Annotated in this window: 14 protein-coding genes; 4 read left to right on the top strand and 10 right to left on the bottom strand. The window is 72.2% G+C overall.

The window, feature by feature from the left end:
• Positions 1-10: 10 nt before the first annotated feature.
• The 3 genes from WMF24_RS15845 to WMF24_RS15835 all read right to left on the bottom strand — a co-directional run bounded on the left by WMF24_RS15845 (position 11) and on the right by WMF24_RS15835 (position 4,885).
• Positions 11-2,284, bottom strand: a complete 2,274-nt coding sequence (locus tag WMF24_RS15845) for a type VI secretion system Vgr family protein (RefSeq protein ID WP_437737245.1) — start codon at positions 2,282-2,284, stop codon at positions 11-13.
• A gap of 27 nt (positions 2,285-2,311) precedes the next feature.
• Positions 2,312-4,537: a type VI secretion system Vgr family protein gene (locus WMF24_RS15840; RefSeq protein WP_437737244.1), complete on the bottom strand. Its 2,226-nt coding sequence runs from the start codon at positions 4,535-4,537 to the stop codon at positions 2,312-2,314.
• Positions 4,538-4,627: 90 nt separating this feature from the next.
• Positions 4,628-4,885 (bottom strand): hypothetical protein, encoded by a 258-nt coding sequence (locus tag WMF24_RS15835; RefSeq protein ID WP_437737243.1) that lies wholly within the window; start codon positions 4,883-4,885, stop codon positions 4,628-4,630.
• 314 nt (positions 4,886-5,199) lie between these two features.
• Between WMF24_RS15835 and WMF24_RS15830 the strand changes: the two genes are divergently transcribed.
• On the top strand, positions 5,200-5,439 hold the full coding sequence (locus tag WMF24_RS15830; RefSeq protein ID WP_437737242.1) for a hypothetical protein: 240 nt from the start codon (positions 5,200-5,202) through the stop codon (positions 5,437-5,439).
• Positions 5,440-5,804: 365 nt separating this feature from the next.
• On the opposite strand, the gene WMF24_RS15825 is transcribed toward WMF24_RS15830, so the two are convergent.
• The 5 genes from WMF24_RS15825 to WMF24_RS15805 form a co-directional block, all read right to left on the bottom strand.
• A complete protein-coding gene (locus WMF24_RS15825) occupies positions 5,805-6,860 on the bottom strand; it encodes a beta-ketoacyl synthase N-terminal-like domain-containing protein (protein ID WP_437737241.1) in 1,056 nt (351 codons plus the stop codon).
• Positions 6,857-7,888, bottom strand: a complete 1,032-nt coding sequence (locus WMF24_RS15820; protein WP_437737240.1) for a DUF2169 family type VI secretion system accessory protein — start codon at positions 7,886-7,888, stop codon at positions 6,857-6,859. Before WMF24_RS15820 ends, WMF24_RS15825 begins: the two co-directional genes overlap by 4 nt.
• A gap of 52 nt (positions 7,889-7,940) precedes the next feature.
• Entirely contained in the window at positions 7,941-9,446 is a 1,506-nt protein-coding gene (locus tag WMF24_RS15815; protein ID WP_437737239.1) for a YkgJ family cysteine cluster protein, read from the bottom strand.
• A gap of 202 nt (positions 9,447-9,648) precedes the next feature.
• A complete protein-coding gene (locus tag WMF24_RS15810) occupies positions 9,649-10,989 on the bottom strand; it encodes a DUF1566 domain-containing protein (protein WP_437737238.1) in 1,341 nt (446 codons plus the stop codon).
• Between the two features lie 716 nt (positions 10,990-11,705).
• A complete protein-coding gene (locus WMF24_RS15805) occupies positions 11,706-12,842 on the bottom strand; it encodes a hypothetical protein (RefSeq protein WP_437737237.1) in 1,137 nt (378 codons plus the stop codon).
• On the opposite strand from WMF24_RS15805, the gene WMF24_RS15800 reads away from it, so the two are divergent.
• Positions 12,841-13,917 (top strand): MJ1255/VC2487 family glycosyltransferase, encoded by a 1,077-nt coding sequence (locus tag WMF24_RS15800; RefSeq protein ID WP_437737236.1) that lies wholly within the window; start codon positions 12,841-12,843, stop codon positions 13,915-13,917. The genes WMF24_RS15805 and WMF24_RS15800 overlap by 2 nt on opposite strands.
• 25 nt (positions 13,918-13,942) lie before the next feature.
• Here WMF24_RS15800 and WMF24_RS15795 read toward each other — a convergent pair whose 3' ends face one another.
• Positions 13,943-14,734, bottom strand: coding sequence for a Stp1/IreP family PP2C-type Ser/Thr phosphatase (locus WMF24_RS15795; RefSeq protein WP_437737235.1), 792 nt, complete (start codon positions 14,732-14,734; stop codon positions 13,943-13,945).
• A gap of 58 nt (positions 14,735-14,792) precedes the next feature.
• Between WMF24_RS15795 and WMF24_RS15790 the strand changes: the two genes are divergently transcribed.
• Positions 14,793-16,178, top strand: coding sequence for an aldehyde dehydrogenase family protein (locus tag WMF24_RS15790; protein WP_437737234.1), 1,386 nt, complete (start codon positions 14,793-14,795; stop codon positions 16,176-16,178).
• A 320-nt stretch (positions 16,179-16,498) separates the two neighbouring features.
• Here the strand turns inward: WMF24_RS15790 and WMF24_RS15785 are convergent, their stop codons facing one another.
• Positions 16,499-17,209, bottom strand: coding sequence for a TetR/AcrR family transcriptional regulator (locus WMF24_RS15785; RefSeq protein ID WP_437737233.1), 711 nt, complete (start codon positions 17,207-17,209; stop codon positions 16,499-16,501).
• Positions 17,210-17,403: 194 nt separating this feature from the next.
• On the opposite strand from WMF24_RS15785, the gene WMF24_RS15780 reads away from it, so the two are divergent.
• Positions 17,404-18,894 (top strand): carotenoid oxygenase family protein, encoded by a 1,491-nt coding sequence (locus WMF24_RS15780; RefSeq protein WP_437737232.1) that lies wholly within the window; start codon positions 17,404-17,406, stop codon positions 18,892-18,894.
• The last annotated feature ends 34 nt before the right edge of the window (positions 18,895-18,928 follow it).

The raw sequence follows: 18,928 nt of genomic DNA, 5'->3' as shown, positions 1-18,928 counted from the left end.
CGCCTCCTCCTCAGTTGTCGATCACCAGCGCCGCGGCGTCGGCGACGTCGCCGTCGAGCTTCGCGGACAGGCCGAGGATCGCGACGCTCGCGGGCGTCAGCGAGACGATCGACGCGCCCATGACCAGCGTGAGCGCGCCGGCCGCCTCGAAGACGACGTTGTTCGCCTTGACGATCTGCGCGCCGCCGGCGAGCTCTGTGTAGGCGCCGAGCGAGCTCTCCACGCGATCGCCGTTCGCGACGTTGACGATCGCGCCGCCGACCTTCACGTTCATCGATCCGCCGACCTCGACGCCGCGCCCGGACCGGACCGCGATCACCTTCGCGCCGGTGGCCGTCTCGCTCCGGTCGCCCTGGACCGTCACGGTGCGGTGCCCCAGCGCGAGCTCGACCAGCGCCGCGCCGACCTCGTGGTTGAAGGAGGCCAGGGTCTCGTCCGTGACCGAGCCGACGACGAGATCGATCTGGTTGCCGGACACCGTGAGCGCGCTGTCGCCGGCGACGTCGCGCTTGTGATCGCCGCCTACCTTCATGTCGCGGTTGCCGCCGATCGAGAGCGCGTGGTCGCCGCCGATGTCGTCCACGTGGAAGGTCTCGACCTTCATCGCCTGGTTGCCGGAGACGGTGATCTTCTGGTTCGCGCCGACGCTCGTCGTCATGCTGTTCGTGACGTTCGTCGACTGGTCCGCGCCGATCTTCTTCGCGTGGTTGTTGCCGATCGACTCGGTCGCGTTGTTCTTCACCTCGGTGGACATGTCCCTCGAGGCGTTGATGAACATCTCCTCGGCGCCCTTCGCGTCGGACATCCTGAGCTCGTTGGAGCTGCCCCCGCCCGGCGTCGTCGCTGTCTGGAGGGAGCTCTTGCCGGCCTCCTTCGGCAGGGCGTAGGGCGGCGGCGTGAGCGCGTTGTACAGGCGGCCCAGCACGAACGGCCGGTCGGCGTCGCCCTCGAGGTGGCGCACCGTGACCTCCCAGCCGACGCGCGGCAGCAGCATGGATCCGCCGGTCGGCACCTGGCTCGTGCGGATCCAGCGGCTCGACGTGTCGTCCTTCTTGCCGGAGCGATCCCAGTGGAACGACACCTTCACCTGGCCGCTCGCGTCCGTGTGGATCTCCTGCCCCGAGGCCCCGGTGGTGATCGCCGTCTGGGTGCCCGGGATGACCTGCCCGCGGGCGCGCCGCGGCGGCCGGTAGCGCGTGGTCCCCGTGGGCACGCCCCAGAACTCGCAGCGCATGCGGAGGTCGCGCGCGCCGTCGCCGTCGCCCGCGCGGCCCGAGAGCTCGAAGTTCCGCGGGCGGCTGCCGGAAATGCGCGAGCGGACGACGAGGTACTCCTGGTTGAGCGGGTCGTACGGGTGGCCCTCCACCGAGAAGCGCCGGCCCGGGAGCAGCGCGAGCGAGCCGGTCTCGCCGTGAACGACGTCGCGCTCGGCCTGAACGGAGTCGAGCAGCACCTTGGCGAGCCGCTCCGCCACGCCCACGTCGGCGGTGCGCGCGGGGTACTCGTAGATCTCGAGCACGTGCGACCCGGGATCGCTCCCCTCGGCCGACGCCTCCAGCTTGAGCGAGGGCTTCTCGGGGTTGTAGTCGCGGACGAACACCTTGTCGCTCCGCACCGAGACCTCCCGGGAGAGGCGCACGACGCGATCGGCGAAGCCGTCGACGCCAAAGTCCTGGTAGAACGGGAGCGTCGTCGTGCCCTCGATGTCCTCGAGGCCCGTCGGCGAGTCGCCGAAGACGAGCACGTCCTGCTCGTCCTTCGTGTGGATCGCGAAGTAGATGCCCTCCTCGGCGAGGAGGCGGTGGACGAAGTCGAGGTCCCGCTCCCGGTACTGGACGGTGTAGACGCGCGCGGGGTGGGGCTCTGTCACGCGCCAGTCCTGCTGGCCCGCCGGCACGCCCGCGGCCTCGAGGACCTCCTTCACGATGTCGACAGCGCTCTTCTCCTGGAAGATGCGGCAGTCGGCGCGCTGGCCGAGGTTCCAGAGCGCCGGCGCGATCTGGACCCGCAGCGTGGGCACGTCGTCGCCGTCGGGCAGGAGCTCGGCGGCCACGATGGTGCCCGCGAAGGTGCGGGTCTGCGTGTCGTCGCTGCGCGTGAGCGTGAACACCGCGCGCCGGTCGAGGACGTCCTTCGGCCGCGGCAGCGCCGCCTCGTCGTCGAGCAGGTCGCACTCGAGGCGCGTGAGCTCCGAGAGCTGCTCGGCGAGATCGAAGCGCAGCACCCGGTAGACCTTGCCCTCCACGCTGACGGAGGGAATCGCGAGGACATGATGTTCAGCCACTTCTCACCTCACAAGCGCCCGTGGACCTCATGATCCGAGCTTCATCGACGCGCCCATCTTGACGACGAGCGCGCCCTTCACCGTGATCTTGGTCCCCTTGATCACGACGGGCCCGCCGCCGAGCTTGAGCTCGCTGCCGCCGCCCTTGAACGAGCCGACGGCGCCGAGGAGCGTGATGAGCGGCGCCTGCACGACGAGGTCGCCGTTCAGCTTCTGGTAATGGAGGCCGCCCACCAGGTTGGTGACGCCGCCCGCCACCTGGGAGATGGAGCCCTTGGTGAGGTGGAGCTCGGCCGCGAGGGAGGTCTGGTCCTTGTTCGCGGTGATCTGCTCTCCATGGCTGCCATTGATGATCTGCGCCTTCACGGCGCCGACCGTCTCGGTCATCCCGCCGAGGACGTTGTCGTTGATCGAGGCGAGGCTGCCGGCGATCTGCACCGCGCCGACCTTGCGGCTCATGTCGCCGGTGATCGACTGCCGGACGCCGTTCGATATCGTGGTCTGATTGCCGCTCACCGTGTAAGAGCGGTTTCCGGTGATCTTCTCGACGTGATTGCTGATGGCGTTCGTCGTGTCGTTGCCGCCGATCGAGATGCTCTGGTTGCCGGAGATCTTGTGCGACAGCACCGCGCCGACGTCGAGCGATTGATTGCCCGACACGGTGATCGACTCGTCGACCTTGACCGAGCGGGAGCCGTTCACGCTGATGTGGTTGTCCTCGTTGACCGCGACCTCATCGACCTTGTCGTTCTTGACGGTGACGTTGAGGTCCTTCTGGGCGTGGACGCCGAAGCCCTGGCTCCCGGAGCTGTCGGACATGCCTATCTGGTTGTGGCCGCCCGCGCCCGGCGACGACATGCTCTTGAGCGTGCCGGACGCCTTGGCGGCGGGGAGCGACTCGGGCGGCGTCTTCTCCGCGTTGTAGGTGCGCCCGAGGACGAGCGGCCGGTCCGGGTCGCCGTCGAGGAAGGCGACGGAGACCTCCCAGCCGACGCGGGGGAGGATCATCGAGCCGCCCATCGCGAGCTGCGAGACGCGCAGCCAGCAGCTCGACGTGTGGTCCTGCTGGCCCTGCCGGTCCCAGAAGAAGCGCACCTTGATGCGGCCGTACTTGTCGACGTGGATCGCCTGCTCCTGGGTGCTCGACCCGGTGACGACCGCCGTCTGGATGCCGCGGATGCGCGGCCTGCGCGCGCGGCGCTCGGCCGCGAACGGCGCGCCCTTGGGGATGCCGCGGAACTGGTTCTCGACGTCGAAGTTCGTCTCTCCCCCGGTGAGCGTCTGGTTGCCGCGCGAGACCAGGTGGGTGACGACGAACTGGCCGTTCAGGCACGGCTCCGCGGCCCCCTCGACGAGGAACGGCTCGCCGACCTTGAGGCCCGCCGCGCGGCTCTCGCCCTCGCACACGTCGGCGTCGGCGGAGAGCTCGCGCATGCGCGCGTCGGCGCGGCGCGCGCCGACGCTCCCCTTGGTGAAGCCGCCGGGGTACTCGAAATAGGGCAGCGGGACGGCCTCCTTGCGGGGCAGCGAGGACTCGGGCTTCACGGCGGGCTTCTCGAAATCGAAGTCCCGCAGGTGGACGCTGCTCGTGCGCAGGGCGCGCGTCCGCGTGAGCTTCGCGAGCGGCTGGCTGCCGGGCAGGCCGCCCTGCGCCATGCGGAAGAGCACCGGCGTCCCCTCCTCCACCTCGAACGAGGAGGGGTCGTCGGTGATGATCATCGTGTGCCCCGAGACCTCGTGACGGAAGTAGTAGAAGAGGCCGTTGTCCTCGAGCAGGCGTGAGATGAAGTTGAGGTGCGACTCGCGGTACTGGACGATGAACTCGCGCGCCTCGTACTCCTTCGCGTTCCGCCACTCGACCTTGTCGCCGAAGCCCGCCTCCTCGAAGACGGTCTGCACCACCTGGATGATGCTCTTCTCCTGGAAGATGCGGCACCCCTCGCGGTGGGCGAGCGCCGCGAGCGCCGGCCGCAGGCGGACGTCGAACTGGCGGCCGTCGCCGACGAGGCGCGCGAAGGCGGCGCGGTCGACGATGCCGTCGAACAGGCGCTGCCCGCCGGAGGTGTCGATGACCCGCAGGCAGAGGCGGCTGCGCAGGCAATCCTCGACCCGGAACGACGTGTCCACCGTCGTGAAGCGCACGTCGACCGCGTACGGGGTCGAGATGCCCTCGACGGCCTCGAACTGGTTGACGACGATGTCCGCGGGGAGGTTGTCGCCCTCGAGGGAGAACGTGGCGAAGGTGGCGGCCATTGGGGGCATGGTAGGCGATCGGCGGGCGGCGCCAAGCCCCGAAGCCGGGGCGCGACGCGGGAGGAGGCGCGTGGGGGCCGCGCGGGCACGTTACCTGCAAGGCAGGATGCGCAGCACCCCGATCGTGGTGCTCGCGCTGCCCGGCGCGACGACAGGCTCGCGGGGCCGGCCGCTCTGCCCAGCGCCGCCACGACCGCGCTGCTCACCAGGCGTTCCCCGGCCGCGCGCACGCTCGTATCGCCGCCCGGTGCGCACGCCAAGGTCGCGCAGCGCCTCGCGGAGCAGGGCGGCGCGCAGATCGCTCCCGACGGCGTCCGGATCGATGCTCCGCTCGCGCTCGTCGATCACCCCCGCCACGTACGACCACCACGCCAGCGAGAGCGCTTCAATGCTCGTTGTCCTATCTCCTCATGGAATGCGCTGGGCCGTGCCATTGGGAGCCTCCCCGGCAAAGCCGGGGGGTCACCCAGAGCATTGGACTGCCTTCTCCCCTGGATGGTCGGCGCCATGCGCGGAGTGAGCCGGACATGCTCGTGGGGCCGGGCTGCCCCTGTCGGTCGTTGCGGGAACCACGTGACCTGTAATACGCTCCCTCCACGATGAAACGTGAAAGATTCATGTGGGTGTGCGCGAGCCTCGCCTCGATGACGTTGCTCTCGTGCATGAACGTCACGCAGCAGAATGCCGAGAGCGTCGAGCATGTGCGGAAGCGCGCAAGCTTCGATCTCTCGTGTGCCCCCGACAAGCTCAACATCGTCGAGCTCGGTCGCGACGGCTGGGACCGCGTGTCGACGCTCGGCGTCGAGGGCTGTGAGAAGAAGGCGACGTACGTGTACATCGGCAACTCGAGCTGGGCGCTCGACACCGGTGAAAGAAAGGCCGCCGCGCCCGCCCCACAATAGGTTTTCTTGGGACGCCGAGCGGCGATCGGCAGCGGCGCTCGGCGGTCTGCACGCTCGCGCAACGGCTCGCGCGCGCGGCGCCTGGGGGCGCGGGCCTGCTTCGTTCCAGCGTGTCTTCCATGGTATTTTCGCCTCCTGGACGTGACCTGCCCTGTCCGACGCAGGGCGGATCTCGGCCTCGCGCTGCCCGAAGGCAGCACCGGTGTCTCCGCCCGCTCAGCGGTTGATGGGCAACCGACGATTCAGCGAGGCTGCTTGATCAACGTGATCGGCGCTCCGGAGCGGGTGTGAGCCGGACAAAGCCCATGGTTACAACCCGTGACGCCGAGCCGTTGCGATCGAGCCGCGACGAATGGCCCTGCCGCTCAGCCAGGCGCCGCCACGACCACCGCGGCGCGCTCCCCGCCGTCGCTGCCGGCGAGGGAGACCGCGACCGGGTGCGGCGCGAAGCCGCGCGCGAACGCCTCCGACGCGATGCTGAGGTGCAGCGGCATGGCGGCAGCGCCGAGGTGGCCGATCCGCTGCGCGGGGCTCTCCACCTGCTGCGGGTCGCAGAAGAGGTGCTGCGTGCGCACCGAGGCGGCCTGGAGCTCGAAATGGCGGAAGGTCTCGAAGGTGAGATCCGTGAGCATCCAGCCGGCGCGCAGCCCGCGCTCGGCCAGCGGCGTCAGCGCGGAGCGGAGCGCGGCGGTGAGGCCCGAGGCCTGGAACGCCGATTCGTCGTTGTCGGGGCGCGCCCGCTCGTGCGCGGAGGCGAGGCCGACGATCTGCCCCAGGTCGCGGAGCTGGGCGCGGCGCGCGACGTCGGGGCGCATGAGCACGACGAAGGCCCCGCACTCGCCGGGGATGAGCGCGTCGAGGTTGTCCGGCCGGAAGATCCGGCCCGCGGCGTCGAGCGCGGCGATGCGCGCGGGATCGTAGTCGGTGTGCACGCCCCCGAGCAGCGCGGCGTCGATCGCGCCGCGCCCGAGCGCGTCGCACAGCTCCGGCAGCACGAGCCCCGGTCCGGCCGGGCCGCGCGTCGCGACCTTGACCGAGATCCCGGGCGCGTGCGCCTCGGCGCGCGCGGCGAGCTCCGCGGCGAGCCGCTGCGCCGGGACCTCGCCCCCGGGCTGCCGCTGGCCGAGGTGCTCGTCGAGGCACAGGGCCATCTGCATCCGCAGCCCCCGCGCGGCGGGGCCGAGCTTCTCGAGCGCCTCGCCGAGCGCGCGGGCGCCGAGCAGGGCGGCGCGCGGCGCGCCGGTGGCGAGCGGATCGAGCGTGGGGAGAAAGCACATCGTGATCGGCTCCCCCCTCGCGTCCAGGAGCGGCGCCTCGCGCATCGCCGCCGCGGCGGCGCGGTGCGAGAAGGCCGTGTCGATCGACCGCAGCCCGACGGGCGTGACAGCGCCCGAGGCCACCACGGCGGCGAGGGGCCTCACGCGAGCCCCCGCTCGCGCACCACGATGCGCGCGTCCTTCATCCGCCGGGGCGCCTTGACGTGCGCGCGCCACACCATCTCCACGGCGACCGGCTTCGCCGGGCCGGTGGCGAACAGATCGACGAGCACCGTGTCGAGGTGGGGCGCGAAGGCGGCGGGCGGGCGGTCCTTCACGTGGAACTCGATCTCCACCTGCACCCTCGGCAGCTCGAAGCTGAGCGCCCCCTCCGGCGTGAGGTTGAGCGCCCGCACCGGCTCGCCGCCCGCGAGCGGCGGATCCGCGATGAGGCCGGGGGAAGCGCACAGGTTGTAGCGGTGGTCGAAGTCCTCGGGCAGGAGCGGCGCGCGGAGCTCCTGCCACGCGCGGTCGTACGTCCCGGCGTACCTGCGGCGCGGCTCCCAGTGCCGGCCGATGGGGCCGATCCCCGCGGGCGGCGGCGAGGTCTTCGCGGTCCGGATCGGGTACGACGGGTCCTCGATGTACGGCGCCGGCTGGTGGGTGAGCGAGGCCGGCGCGCGCGTGACCCCCATGCCGATGGGGTTGCGCGGCTCCTCGAGGATCGCCGCGGGGTCCTCGTCGTCGCGGCCGCCCCAGGCGTGGTCGTAGCGCATGTCGATCTGGTCGATGGGCCCCGGCGCGGTGAGCGCGGCGCCCTTGTCGACCCAGAGCCGCTTGCCGAACACGACGAGCGATTTCCTGAGCGGACCGACCTCGACGCGCACGTCGAACGACGGCGCCGCCTTGCCGTTCGGCGCGTGCGCCGTGGCCACGAAGATCACGTCGGTGGCCGGCTTGAAGAGGCAGATGTCCGCCGGGTAGGCGACGCTCTCGGGCTTCTCCTTCTCCCACGGCAGGTCGGCGAGGCGGATCGCGCGCGTTCGCTCGGGCGGCGCGAGCTCGAGGCCGCCGTCGTCCTGGAGCTCGAAGCTCGCCTTCACGATGGTGACCAGCATCTCGCCGTCCCGATCGACGAGGAGCTGCGGGTGCACGGCGAAATCCGTCCTGTTGTCGAGCGGCGGCTGGTCCATCGCGGGCGCATTATCGACAAGATCGGGGGAGATGTCTCTCCGGCCGGCGCGATCACGACGCCCGCGCCACGTCGGCCGCGTAGGCGTCGAGGCCGTGGCCGCGCAGCATGGCCTCGACGAGCGCGATCGGCTCGGCGCAGGCCGGGTCGTCCGCGCCCGCCTCGGCGCAGACGAGCGGCAGCGCCCGGGCGACGACGAGCCGTACCGCGCGGTCGCGCAGCGCGAGCGAGAGCGGCAGGGCCCCGAGCAGGCGGTGGCCGTGGAGCGCCGCGCGCAGGGTGAAGCGCTCCCGGTCGGGGTCGGGCGCGGGCGACTGGAGCAGCGCGGCGAGCAGGTCGGGCTCGGCGAGCGCGAAGGTCGCGGCGGCGATCCACTGCGTGGCCTTGCGGGCGAGGTCCCGCTCGCTCCGCCAGGCGGCGTCCTCGCGCGCCCGCCGCGCGGCGCGCCGGTGGAGCGCGGCGAGCCAGGGCGCGAGCGCCGCAGGGTCCAGCGGTTCCGGCTGCTCGAAGCGCGCGATCGCGCCGCCCGTGAGCCCCTCGGCCTCGACCGCGGCGGCGAGCGCGAAGAGCCCCGCGGCGACGTCGGGCGGGGGCGCCGCCGCGGCGAGGCGGCGCGACCACGCGACGAGCTCGGCGCGGGCCGCCGTCACGCCGGGCGCCACCTCCGGGCGGTCGGGCAGCGTCGCGACGTCGAGGCGCTCGTCGAGGTCGCCCCGCGCGCGCAGCCGCGGGTCGACGAGCGGCGCGCCGCCCGGGCGGCCCACGCTGGCGAGCACGCAGGCGCACTCCACGGCGACCGAGACCCGGATCGCCTCGCCGTCGTCGATGAAGCTGGTCGGGAACACGCGGCACCCGAGCGGCTTGGCGTCGGGCCCGCCGGCCGCGTGGAGCGAGCAGCGCCCCGCGCCGCCCTCGAGGTAGGCGCACCGGCCGTCGCGCATCGCCACGACGGACGCCGCGCACGGCCACGCGCCGCGCTCCGGCGTGAACGCGCGCTCGTGCCTGGCGCCGCCGCTCAGCACCTCGGGCCGGAGCGCCCGCGCCCGCGCGGCCTCCTCGGGATCGAAGAGGATCGAGGCGTAGATGCGGCAGCAGCTCCCGCGGCCGTCGCAGTGGAGGCTGAAATCGGGCAGCACCTCGAGCGGGCGCTCGCGGGGGTCGCGCGCGCCGGGGTCGGGCGCGGGGTCTGCGGGCGCCGCGGGGGTCGCGGGTCCCCTGGAGGTCGCGGTCGTCGCGGCCGTCGCGCGCGCCCAGGGCGCCGCCTCCTCGGCGGGGTCCTCCGCCGCGAGCAGGCCCGCGGCGTGGAGCTGCTCGAAGAAAGCCTGCGCCGCCGGGATGCGCGCCGGCGCGCCCTCGCGGGCGGCTGCGATCACGATGCCCTCGACGTCGCGCGTGCCGTCGGCCGCGGACAGCAGCGCCCACTCCCGCGCGCCGAGCTGGAGCAGCTCGCCCGTGCGGACGTCGTGCAGGAGGATGCGCTCGTCCTCGCCGACAAGGTGGCGCCGCGCGAGCACGTGGTCGGCGAGGCGGGGGCGGGCTGGCAGCGCGTTCGGGCTCACCCGCACACGCTAGAACACCGCTCACGTCGAGCGAGCGAGAAATGAACCGCCAAGGCGCCGAGGACGCCAAGAAAACACAAAAATCTTGGCGTCTTATGGCGTCTTGGCGGTTCGAAATTCTGCTCGTTTCAGGCGGGTTCAACCCGTTTGTCGCTCCAGCTGGCACCGCAGGGCGGAATCACGCCCGGGATCTGCGGCGCGCTCAGCGCACGCACTTCACCCACGCTGCCGTGAAATAATTCCACTTGCCGCTCGCGCCGGCGTTGAACCCGGTGAAGCCGTCGTCGAAGTTGAGCGCCCAGGCCGCCGGAGCGTTCCGCGCGGCCTCGTGCGAGCCCCAGTACCAGTCGTTGCTGCGGGCGCCGTACTGCGTGTCGGGGAACATCGTCCGGTGGATCGACGGCGCCACCTGCGCCTCGTCGACGAGGGTCGCCAGCTCCCGGATGCTCGGCAAGCGCCATGGGTGGTCGTTGAGATCGAGCGTCTCGCAGTAGCTCGCCGCCTCGGCCCAGCTCATCGTTGTCGGCGAGTAGCCCTGCTGCCAGATCAGCCCGGTGTAATTGTCTTTCACCTCTCCTGGCGACACGACCGTGTACTGATCGGGCGGCGCCACGGCCGGGCTGCTCGGCGCCTCGCCCTCGCCGTTGCCCCGGACGCACCGCAGGCTCGCCGCGGTCGCCTTGGAGTAGGCGTTGCTGACGATCCCGTCGCTCATGTTGAAGGCCCAGGCGTAGTCGCGGCCGGCGCCGGCGCCGGCCTGCCGGATCGTGAGGATCCAGTCGGACGACGTCTTGTGGAAGCCGCCCCGCGCGCCCGGGAACGCGGTCCTGTCGATGGCCGGGCTCTGGGTGAAGTCCACGATCGACGTCATCTCGATGCGCGTGGGGAGACGCCAGTCGGAGTGCCCGCCGAGCGTCAGGTCGTCGCAATAGCTGATCGCCTGATCCCACGTGTATGCCCCGGAGGGCGGGCTCTGCTGCCACTCCAGGCACGTGACGTTGTCGCGCACGACGCCCCCTCCGAGATCGGCATAGCTCGCCGGGTTGGGCAGGCCGCTGCCCGCGGGGTTCGGCATCGGCCAGCACGCCCACTTGTGTGATCCGCAGGCGGCGGCCCTGCTGCACGTGTCGGGCGCTCCGGCGCCGCCCGCGCCGCCCGCGCCGCCGCCCTCTCCCGCGGCTCCCCCGTCGCCCGGCGCCCCGCCGTCGCCCGGCGCCCCGCCGCTCGCGGTGGTCCCCGCGCCGCCGGCCCCGCTGCTCGCGGCGCTGCCGGTCCCGCTGCTCGCGGCGCTGCCCGGGTCGCCTGCGCCGCCGCCCGCTTCGGAGGTGCCCCCTGGCGCGAGCGCGCCGCCCGTCCCCGACGCGGCGCTCTCGGTGAGCGCGTCGCCGCGGTCGCCGGCATCCACGCTCCCGCCGGTGTCCCCGCCCGTGGAGCAGGCCGCGGCCGCGAGCGCCACGCCGAGCGCCATTCCCCTCCGGGCACGCGCGGCCGTGGTGGCCATCGCCAGGGTCGCGTAAAGGACCCACCGTTTGCTTCGATCCACAGGCACCTCCGTCAAGCCAAGCCGGTGCCGCGCCGCCGGAGCTCATCCCTGGGCATGAGAGAGAGGGAACCACAGAGGCACAGAGGGCACAGAGGGGAGAAGAAAAAAGATTCTTTATCCTCTGTGCCCTCTGTGCCTCTGTGGTTCAAATTCTTCCCCATCATGGAATCAGGAACCAACCTCGCCAGCGCGACACCGGTACGCAAGATAAACGAGCTCGAATCGCACCAACCTATCACACGCTGCGCAACGAACGTCAATGTGCGCACCATGGAATACGTCATTTCTCGCCCGTGACCCCTCAACGCATCTGCGATGCGCGGCGTCGCAGGACTGGCGCGCTTTCCGCAGGCGCACCGACCCTGCGCGCGCGACAGGACCTGCGCGCGTTCTCGTGCGCTGCCAAATCTTCAGCCAGCCGACAAAGCGCGGGCGCTCCGCGCTCCTGATGATTGATTCCGGGCTGCTCGAGCGACCTGATCAACGACGGAAGGAATCCATCGCTCCTCGAGCACGGCCGGCAGGCGAATCGCCATGACCGGACGGCGGGGCTCTGCCTGCAAACCATTCTCACGCGCCGCTGCGGACAGCGCGTCCCAGGCGAGCTCGCTCATCGGCCGTCGCCGGCGGCATCGACGCGATCGCCCGCGGCCCCCTTTCGGTCGCTCCGTCCAGGCGCCATGAAGCGCGCATGCCGCTCTCGACAAAGAAGACGTCTATCGGCAGCTCGAACAACAGCAGGCCGAAGAACAAGAACAAGCGACATCACTGGAAGCGCTACCGCGGCCAGGGCAAGGGACATCACGGGTAGTCGCCCCGGCGCGCGGCGAGGCGGCGACCGCCCGCCCGAGCAGCGCGGCGGCCGCCGCCACGCCGCGCGCGCGCAGCGTCACCCGGGGGAATCGCGCCTCGATCGGCGGGGCCACGAACGCCTCCAGCCAGGCCTCGGCCGGGGGGCGCGCCAGCACGCCGCCGAGGTCGAACAGCGCGAGATCCTCGACCCCGGCCGCCACCGCGACCGCGACGTCCTCGCGCAGCTCGTCCGTCGACCGGTACACGGGCTCGTCGCCGAGCGCGCCCACGCCGACAGCGCCCACCGAGACGCCCGCCCTCGGGCCGAACCGCCGCACCGCCGCGCGGCACCCCAGGGCGAGCAGCGCGACAGCGTCCGCCCGGCCGAGCGCGCCGCGCGAGTAGCCCTCGATCAGCGAGGTGTAGAGCATCGCGCCGACGCGCCCCCACGGCGGCGCGGACACGGGCGTCCCGAGGATCCGCTCCCAGCCGCGCGACGGCCCGTCGGCCAGGACGAGCGGCACGACCGCCGCCGAGGTCGCCACCCCGCGCGCGTGCAGCGCCTCGGCCATCCCCGCGAGCGCGCGCTCCGCGTCGATCCACCGCGGGCGCCCCCGCGCCCCCGCGCGCCCGCGACCGCCGAAGAGCAGCTCGAGCGCCCCGCGACCGCCCCCGAGCGCCCGGCGCACGTCCTGGATCGGCGGCTCGAGATCGAAGACGACCTCCGCCGCGGCGAGGCCGCGGCCGTCCAGCGCGTCGAGCAGCCGCGCGACGAACGCCCCGAACGTCGCCGCGTTGCCCGCGCTCGCCCAGCGCCCGGCCTCGTCCTCGAGCATCGGCCACACGGCGACCCCCACCCCGGCATCCGCGCACGCCGCCGCCAGATCCGGCAGCCCGGCCGCCGTCCCGGGCCGCACCGCGACCGAGAGGTCCAGGCCGTAGCGCCGCAGGAGCGCGAGCGTCCGCGGGGCGCGCACCACCTCGAGCGGCAAGAGCTCGCTCCAGATCCGCCGCCGTTTGCTTCCGGAGGCGGGGCTGCCCCCGCTACACTCGCGCGTCATGAAGATCCTCTATGGCGTCGTCGGCGAAGGGATGGGGCACGCCATGCGCTCGCGCGTCGTGATCGAACACCTGCTCGCGCAGGGACACGAGCTCGAGATCATGGCGTCGGGCCGCGCGACCGACTTCCTGTCGAAGCGCTTCGCGGAGGTGAACCGCATCCACGGCCTCCACATGATCTACGAGGAGAACCGGGTCCGGCGCGGCAAGACGCTCTGGTCCAACGTGCTCTCCGGCGCGACGGGCATCCCGAGGAACATCGCCGCTTACTTCGACCTCATCAAGGACTTTCGCCCCGAGCTCACCATCAGCGACTTCGAGTCGTGGACGTACCTCTACGCGAAGCTCCACCGGCTGCCGATCCTCTCGGTCGACAACATGCAGATCATCAACCGCTGCACGCACGCCCCGGAGATCCTCGCCGGCCACGAGGCAGATTTCCAGATCACGCGCGCGTTCGTGAAGAGCAAGCTGCCGTTCTGCCAGCACTACGTCATCGCCACGTTCTTCCGCCCCCCGGTCCGCAAGCAGGACACCACGCTCGTGCCGCCGATCCTCCGGCCCGAGATCATCGCCGCGGACCGCCGCCCCGGGGAGCACCTGCTCGTCTACCAGACCGCCGAGGGCAACGACGCGCTCTCCGAGACGCTCGCCAGGACGGGGCTCGAGTGCCGCATCTACGGCATGCGCCGGGACATCCAGGAGGAGCAGGTCGAGGGCAACCTGCGCTACCGGCCCTTCAGCGAGGCGGGGTTCATCGACGACCTCGCCTCGTGCCGCGCCGTCATCGCCGGCGGCGGGTTCACGCTCATGGGCGAGGCGGTCTACCTGCAGAAGCCGATGCTCGCCGTCCCCCTCGGCCGCCAGTTCGAGCAGCTCCTCAACGCCCGCTACCTCGAGCGCGAGGGGTTCGGCCGCGCCGCCGGCTCGCTGGACGACCCGGCGGTCATCCTCGACTTCGTGAAGGCCATCCCCGCCTGCGAGGAGAAGCTCGCGGGCTACTCCCAGGACGGCAACCGGCAGCTGTTCGACGTGATGGACGGCCTGCTCGACCGCGCGCTCGCCGGCGTGCTCTGAGCGCGAGGCGCCGCCGCTCGCGTGGTCAACGCGCGTTGCGGCTCTTCGCGCCCTGGCGCGCGCTCCACGACGCGGCCGCTGTCTCCTCGATCCGGACGAGGACGGCGGTGATGTTGTCGCGGCCGCCGTTCTCGTTGGCGCAGTCGATGAGCTTGCCGCACGCGTCGGCGAGCACGGCGTTGCCCTCGATGATGCGCGCGATCTCGCGATCGTCGACGAGGCCGTGCAGGCCGTCGGAGCAGAGGAGGAAGACGTCGCCGGGCTCGACGCGCTCGGCGCGCAGGTCGACGTCGACGCTGGGGCCGATGCCGAGCGCGCGCGTGATCACGTTGCGCGGCAGGTACGCGAGGTCGCTCTCGGTCAGATCGGGGCGCTCGAGCAGCGCGTCCGCGATGAGCGAGTGATCCCGGGTGAGCTGCGCGATGCCGCCCCGGCGCAGGAGGTAGCAGCGGCTGTCGCCCGCGTGCGCGACGTAGAACTTCCGCTCGCGCGGCGCGAACGCGGCGGCCACGACCGTGGTCCCCATGCCGCGGTAGAACCGGGAGTCGTCGGCGTGCGCGAAGATGCGCGCGTTCGCGTACGTCACGGCGGCGCGCAGCCGGTCGCCCGTCGAGGCCTTGCGGCGCTTGCCGTTCGCCTCGCGGAAGTAGCCCGCGATGGCGCTCGCGGCGATGCGGCTCGCGACCTCGCCGGCCTCGTGGCCCCCCATGCCATCCGCGACGACGTAGACGTTGAACTCGGGGAGCAGGATGTATCGGTCCTCGTTGTGGACCCGCTCCCTGCCGACGTCCGATAAACCTGCCGCGATGGCGCGCATTCGACCAGAGTCTAGACGACGCTTGGCCCCCCAGGGAACTGGGTTAATCTCCCCCGCCATGCCCGACCTGGTGATCGACAACCCCTATACCCTCGAAGAAGCCGTCCGCCGGCCCCTCGCCGATGAGCTCGAGGTCGACCGGCTCCTCGACGCCGCGACCGCCGCCGCGCGGAGCTTCGCGCGCACCCCCCTCGCCGAGCGCGCCGCCCTGTGCCTGCGCGCGGTCGAGCGCATCGAGGCGAACGCGCCGTCGATCGCCGCCGACATCACCCGGATGATGGGCAAGCCGCTGCGCCAATCCCGCAATGAGATCGCGGGCATGGCCAAGCGGGCTCGGCACATGATCTCGATCGCGGAGGCGTCGCTCGCCGACGTTGTCCTCCCGGAGCAGCCGGGCATGGAGCGGCGCATCGTGCGCGCCCCGCTCGGGGTGGTCTTCAACCTCCCGGCCTGGAACTATCCGCTCCTCACGGCGGTGAACGTGGTCATCCCCGCGGTGCTCTCGGGCAATGTGGTGCTGCTGAAGCACTCGCCCCGCTCGCCGCTCTGCGGGGAGCACTTCGCGACGGCGTTCGCCGAGGCCGGCGCGCCGCCCGGCGTCGTGCAGGCGTTCCACTGCGACCACCCGACGTCCGAGCGCATCGCCTCGGACCCGCGGGTCAACTACGTCGGATTCACCGGTTCCGTCGAAGGCGGACGCAGGATCTACGCGGCGACGTCGAAGAAGGTCGCTGTCGACGCCGGCCTGGAGCTCGGCGGCAAGGACGGCGCGTATGTCGCGGCGGACGCCGACCTCGAGAAGGCGGTGGACGGGATCGTCGACGGCGCCTGTTACAACGCCGGACAGAGCTGCTGCGCGGTCGAGCGCGCCTATGTCCACCGTGATCTCTATCCCGCCTTCGTCGAGGCCGCGCTCGAGCTGATGAAGCGTTACGTCCTCGGCGATCCGACCGACGAGCGAACGAACCTGGGGCCGATGGCGCAGCCCCACGCCCCGGCGTTCCTGGAGGCGCAGGTGAAGCAGGCGCTCTCGCGGGGGGCGCGGGCGCTCTGCGGCGGGCGGGCGACGCAGGTGGACGGGCGCGGGCGCTTCTTCCAGCCGACGCTGCTCGTCGACACGGCGCCGGACCTCGACGTGATGCGCATCGAGTCGTTCGGGCCGGTGCTGCCGATCGTGCCCGTCTCGTCCGACGAGGAGGCGCTCGCGCTGATGAACGACAGCGACCTCGGGCTCACCGCCTCGATCTGGACGCGCGATCGCGAGCGGGCGGCCCGGCTCGCGGCCGAGCTCGAGGTCGGCACGGTCTACATGAACCAGTGCGACACGCTGGATCCGGCGCTCCCCTGGACGGGAACGAAGAACACCGGCAAGGGCGCGACGCTCTCGACGCTCGGGTTCCTCCACCTGACGCGGCCGAAGTCGATCAACTTCAAGATCGGCTGAGGCCGGCTGGGGCCTGAAGGAAGAAGGAGAGGAGAGGACCGCAAGGGCGCAAGGGACGCGAGGGATGAAGGAGAGAAGAGAGAGGGACTGATTCGACAAGGAGGGCCGCCGGCGACGCCGAAGCTTCTCCCCTTCCCGCTCTCTTCTCGAACGTGCGGTGCTCCGGGAACCGCCAAGGCGCCAAGAACGCCAAGAAATCTCAATCATTTGGTGTTCTTGGCGTCTTGGCGGTTCCATCCTCTGCGGCGCTGTCTGCGGGAAGTACCGCCCCCCTCTTCTCTGCCCTCTCTACCCTTGCGCCCCTTGCGGTCCTCTTCTCTTCAATCCGACCTGCTCGCGCCGCCGGACGGCACCTGCGCGAGCCCATCGCCGAGCACGTCGAGGACCGCCGCGGTGAGCTCCATGGCACCCTCGCGCGGCAGGTGGCCGTCGAGGAACATGCGCGCGAGCCCGTAGGCGAGCGCCCGGCCCGCGACCTCCGTCACGATCGGGTCGGTGGGGCGCAGCTCGCCGCACGCCCGCGCCTCCGCGAGCATCCCCTGCAGCCGCGCTCGCGCTTCATCCTCGGCGGCCAGGAGCGCGCGCGCGCCCTCCGGGTCGGCGCGGAAAGCAGGGCCGTTCAGGAGCTCGAAGAGCGCGGGATGCTCCAGGGCGAAGCGGACCGAGGCGAGCCCGAGCGCCCGGAAGCGCAGCAGCGGGGTGGACTCGGCCGCGGCCTCGGCCGCGGAGGCGAGCTCGAACCGCTCGATGCCGGCGAGCGCGACCGCGCGCAGGAAGTCCTCCCGCGAGGGAAAGTGGCGGAACGGCGCGGCCGGAGAGACGCCGACCCGACGCGCGGCCTCCCGCACCCGGACGGCCTCGACGCCTCCCTCCTCCAGGAGCTCCAGCCCCGCGTCCACGAGAGCCCGCTTGAGGTCCCCATGGTGATACCCCCGCGCGCGCCGCCTCGAGGACGCCCGCCTCGCGGGCGACTTCCCGGTGGTCGCCCGCTCCGCGGGCGGGTCCTCGGCGCGCTTTCGACCCGGAGGCATGCGGCGCTTTCCCGGCGGCGGGCGCCGGCGTCAAGAGAGAGACCGGCGAGCAGCGCCGAACAGCACGGAACCGCAGGGGATCCGGGCGCCGAGCGCCCGGGCGCAGCCGATCGGGCTTGCGCCGATGCGATCGATGATTACATCACCCGGGCGCCAATGTAATCATCGATCACATCAGCCGCCTGGAGGTCCCCATGCCCGTCGCCCTGTCTGCCACCGTCCCCGACGCCGCCCTCGCCGCCGCCTTCGCCGGCGCAGGCGGCGGATCCCTGGAGGCTGCGCGCGGCGCGCGCGGCTTCGATCACCTGGAAGACCTCGAGGCCGAGTACGGCTTCACGCCGCTCTCCATCGAGGGAGCGCTGCCCGACGGCCTCGAGGGCACGCTCTTTCGCGTGGGCCCGGCCCGTAGGACCCTGTTCGGCGTGCGCGTGCCGCACCCCTTCGAGGCGGACGGAGGGATGCTCGCCGTGCGGATGGCGGATGGACGTGCGGAGGGCGCGCACCGCCTCGTGCGAAGCCGCGGCCTCGTGGAGGAGCTCGCAGCCGGTCGGCGGCTTCACGGCTCGACGCTGCCGTGGCCCACGCGCCTGCTCCACGCGCTCAAGGGCGTCGACGACAAGAACGTCGCGAACACGAGCGCCTTCGTGGCCGGCGGCCGCCTGTTCGCGCTCGTGGAGGCGAGCAGGCCGACGGAGCTCGATCCAGCGACCCTCGACACGCTCGGCGAGAGCGATCTCGGCGGCGTCGTCGGTCCAACGTTCTCGGCCCACCCGCACCGCGTGGCCGCCCGGAAGACGAGCTACAACTTCGGCGTCCGCTACGGGCGCAGGACGAGCCTCGACCTCTACGCCGTCGACGACGAGGGCCGCGCGCGCGCGCTCGGGGCGGTGCCGCTCCAGGCGCCGGTGATGCTCCACGACTTCTGCGCGACCCGCCGGCACCTCGTGTTCTTCGTGTCGCCCGCTGTCATCCGGATGGCGCGCGCGCTCCTGCAATGGGGAAGCTTCGACTCCTGGGTGCGCTTCGAGCCCCGCCGGGGCACCGAGGTGATCGTCGTCGACATCGACGATGTCTCCCGCGTGCGCCGCTTCGGCGTGGAGGCGTTCTTCCAGTGGCACTTCGCGAACGCCTACGACGACGGCGATGACCTCGTCGTCGATCTCGTCCGCTACCCGGGGCTCGGGACGCTCGGCGCCATCGGCAAGGACCCGGACCGGCCCGAGCTCGCCTCGATCGAGGACGGCGTCCTCGTGCGTCACCGCGTGCGCGCGGCGCGCGAGGAGCTCGCCGTGGAGGACCTCGGCGGCGTCATGGGCGAGTTCCCGCGCTGCGATCCGCGGGTCGAGGGGGAACGGCACGGCGTTGTCTTCCTCGCCGCGGAGGGAGAGGCCGAGGACCCGCTCGGGAACGGCATCGCCCGCGTCGACATCGACACGGGCGCTGTCACCCGGGCGCGCCTCGCGCGCCACGAGCGGCCCTCGGAGCCGGTGTTCGTGCCGCGCTCGCCCGGCGCGCCCGAGGGGGACGGCCACGTGCTCGCCCTCGTCACCGACGTGAAGGCCAGGAAGAGCGCGGTCCACGTCTGGGACGCGGCCCGCCTCGACGAGGCGCCGCTGGCGCGGATCCACCTGCCCCACGCCTCGCCGCAGACGTTCCACGGGACGTTCGTGCCGCGGGAGCGCTGAAGGCCCCGGGAGCGCTGAAGGCCCGGGAGCGCTG

Source organism: Sorangium sp. So ce1335 (assembly GCF_051521615.1).
GTDB lineage: Bacteria > Myxococcota_A > Polyangia > Polyangiales > Polyangiaceae > Sorangium.
Note: the sequence above shows the minus strand (reverse complement) of the source record. Positions and strands in the feature narration are given on the sequence as shown.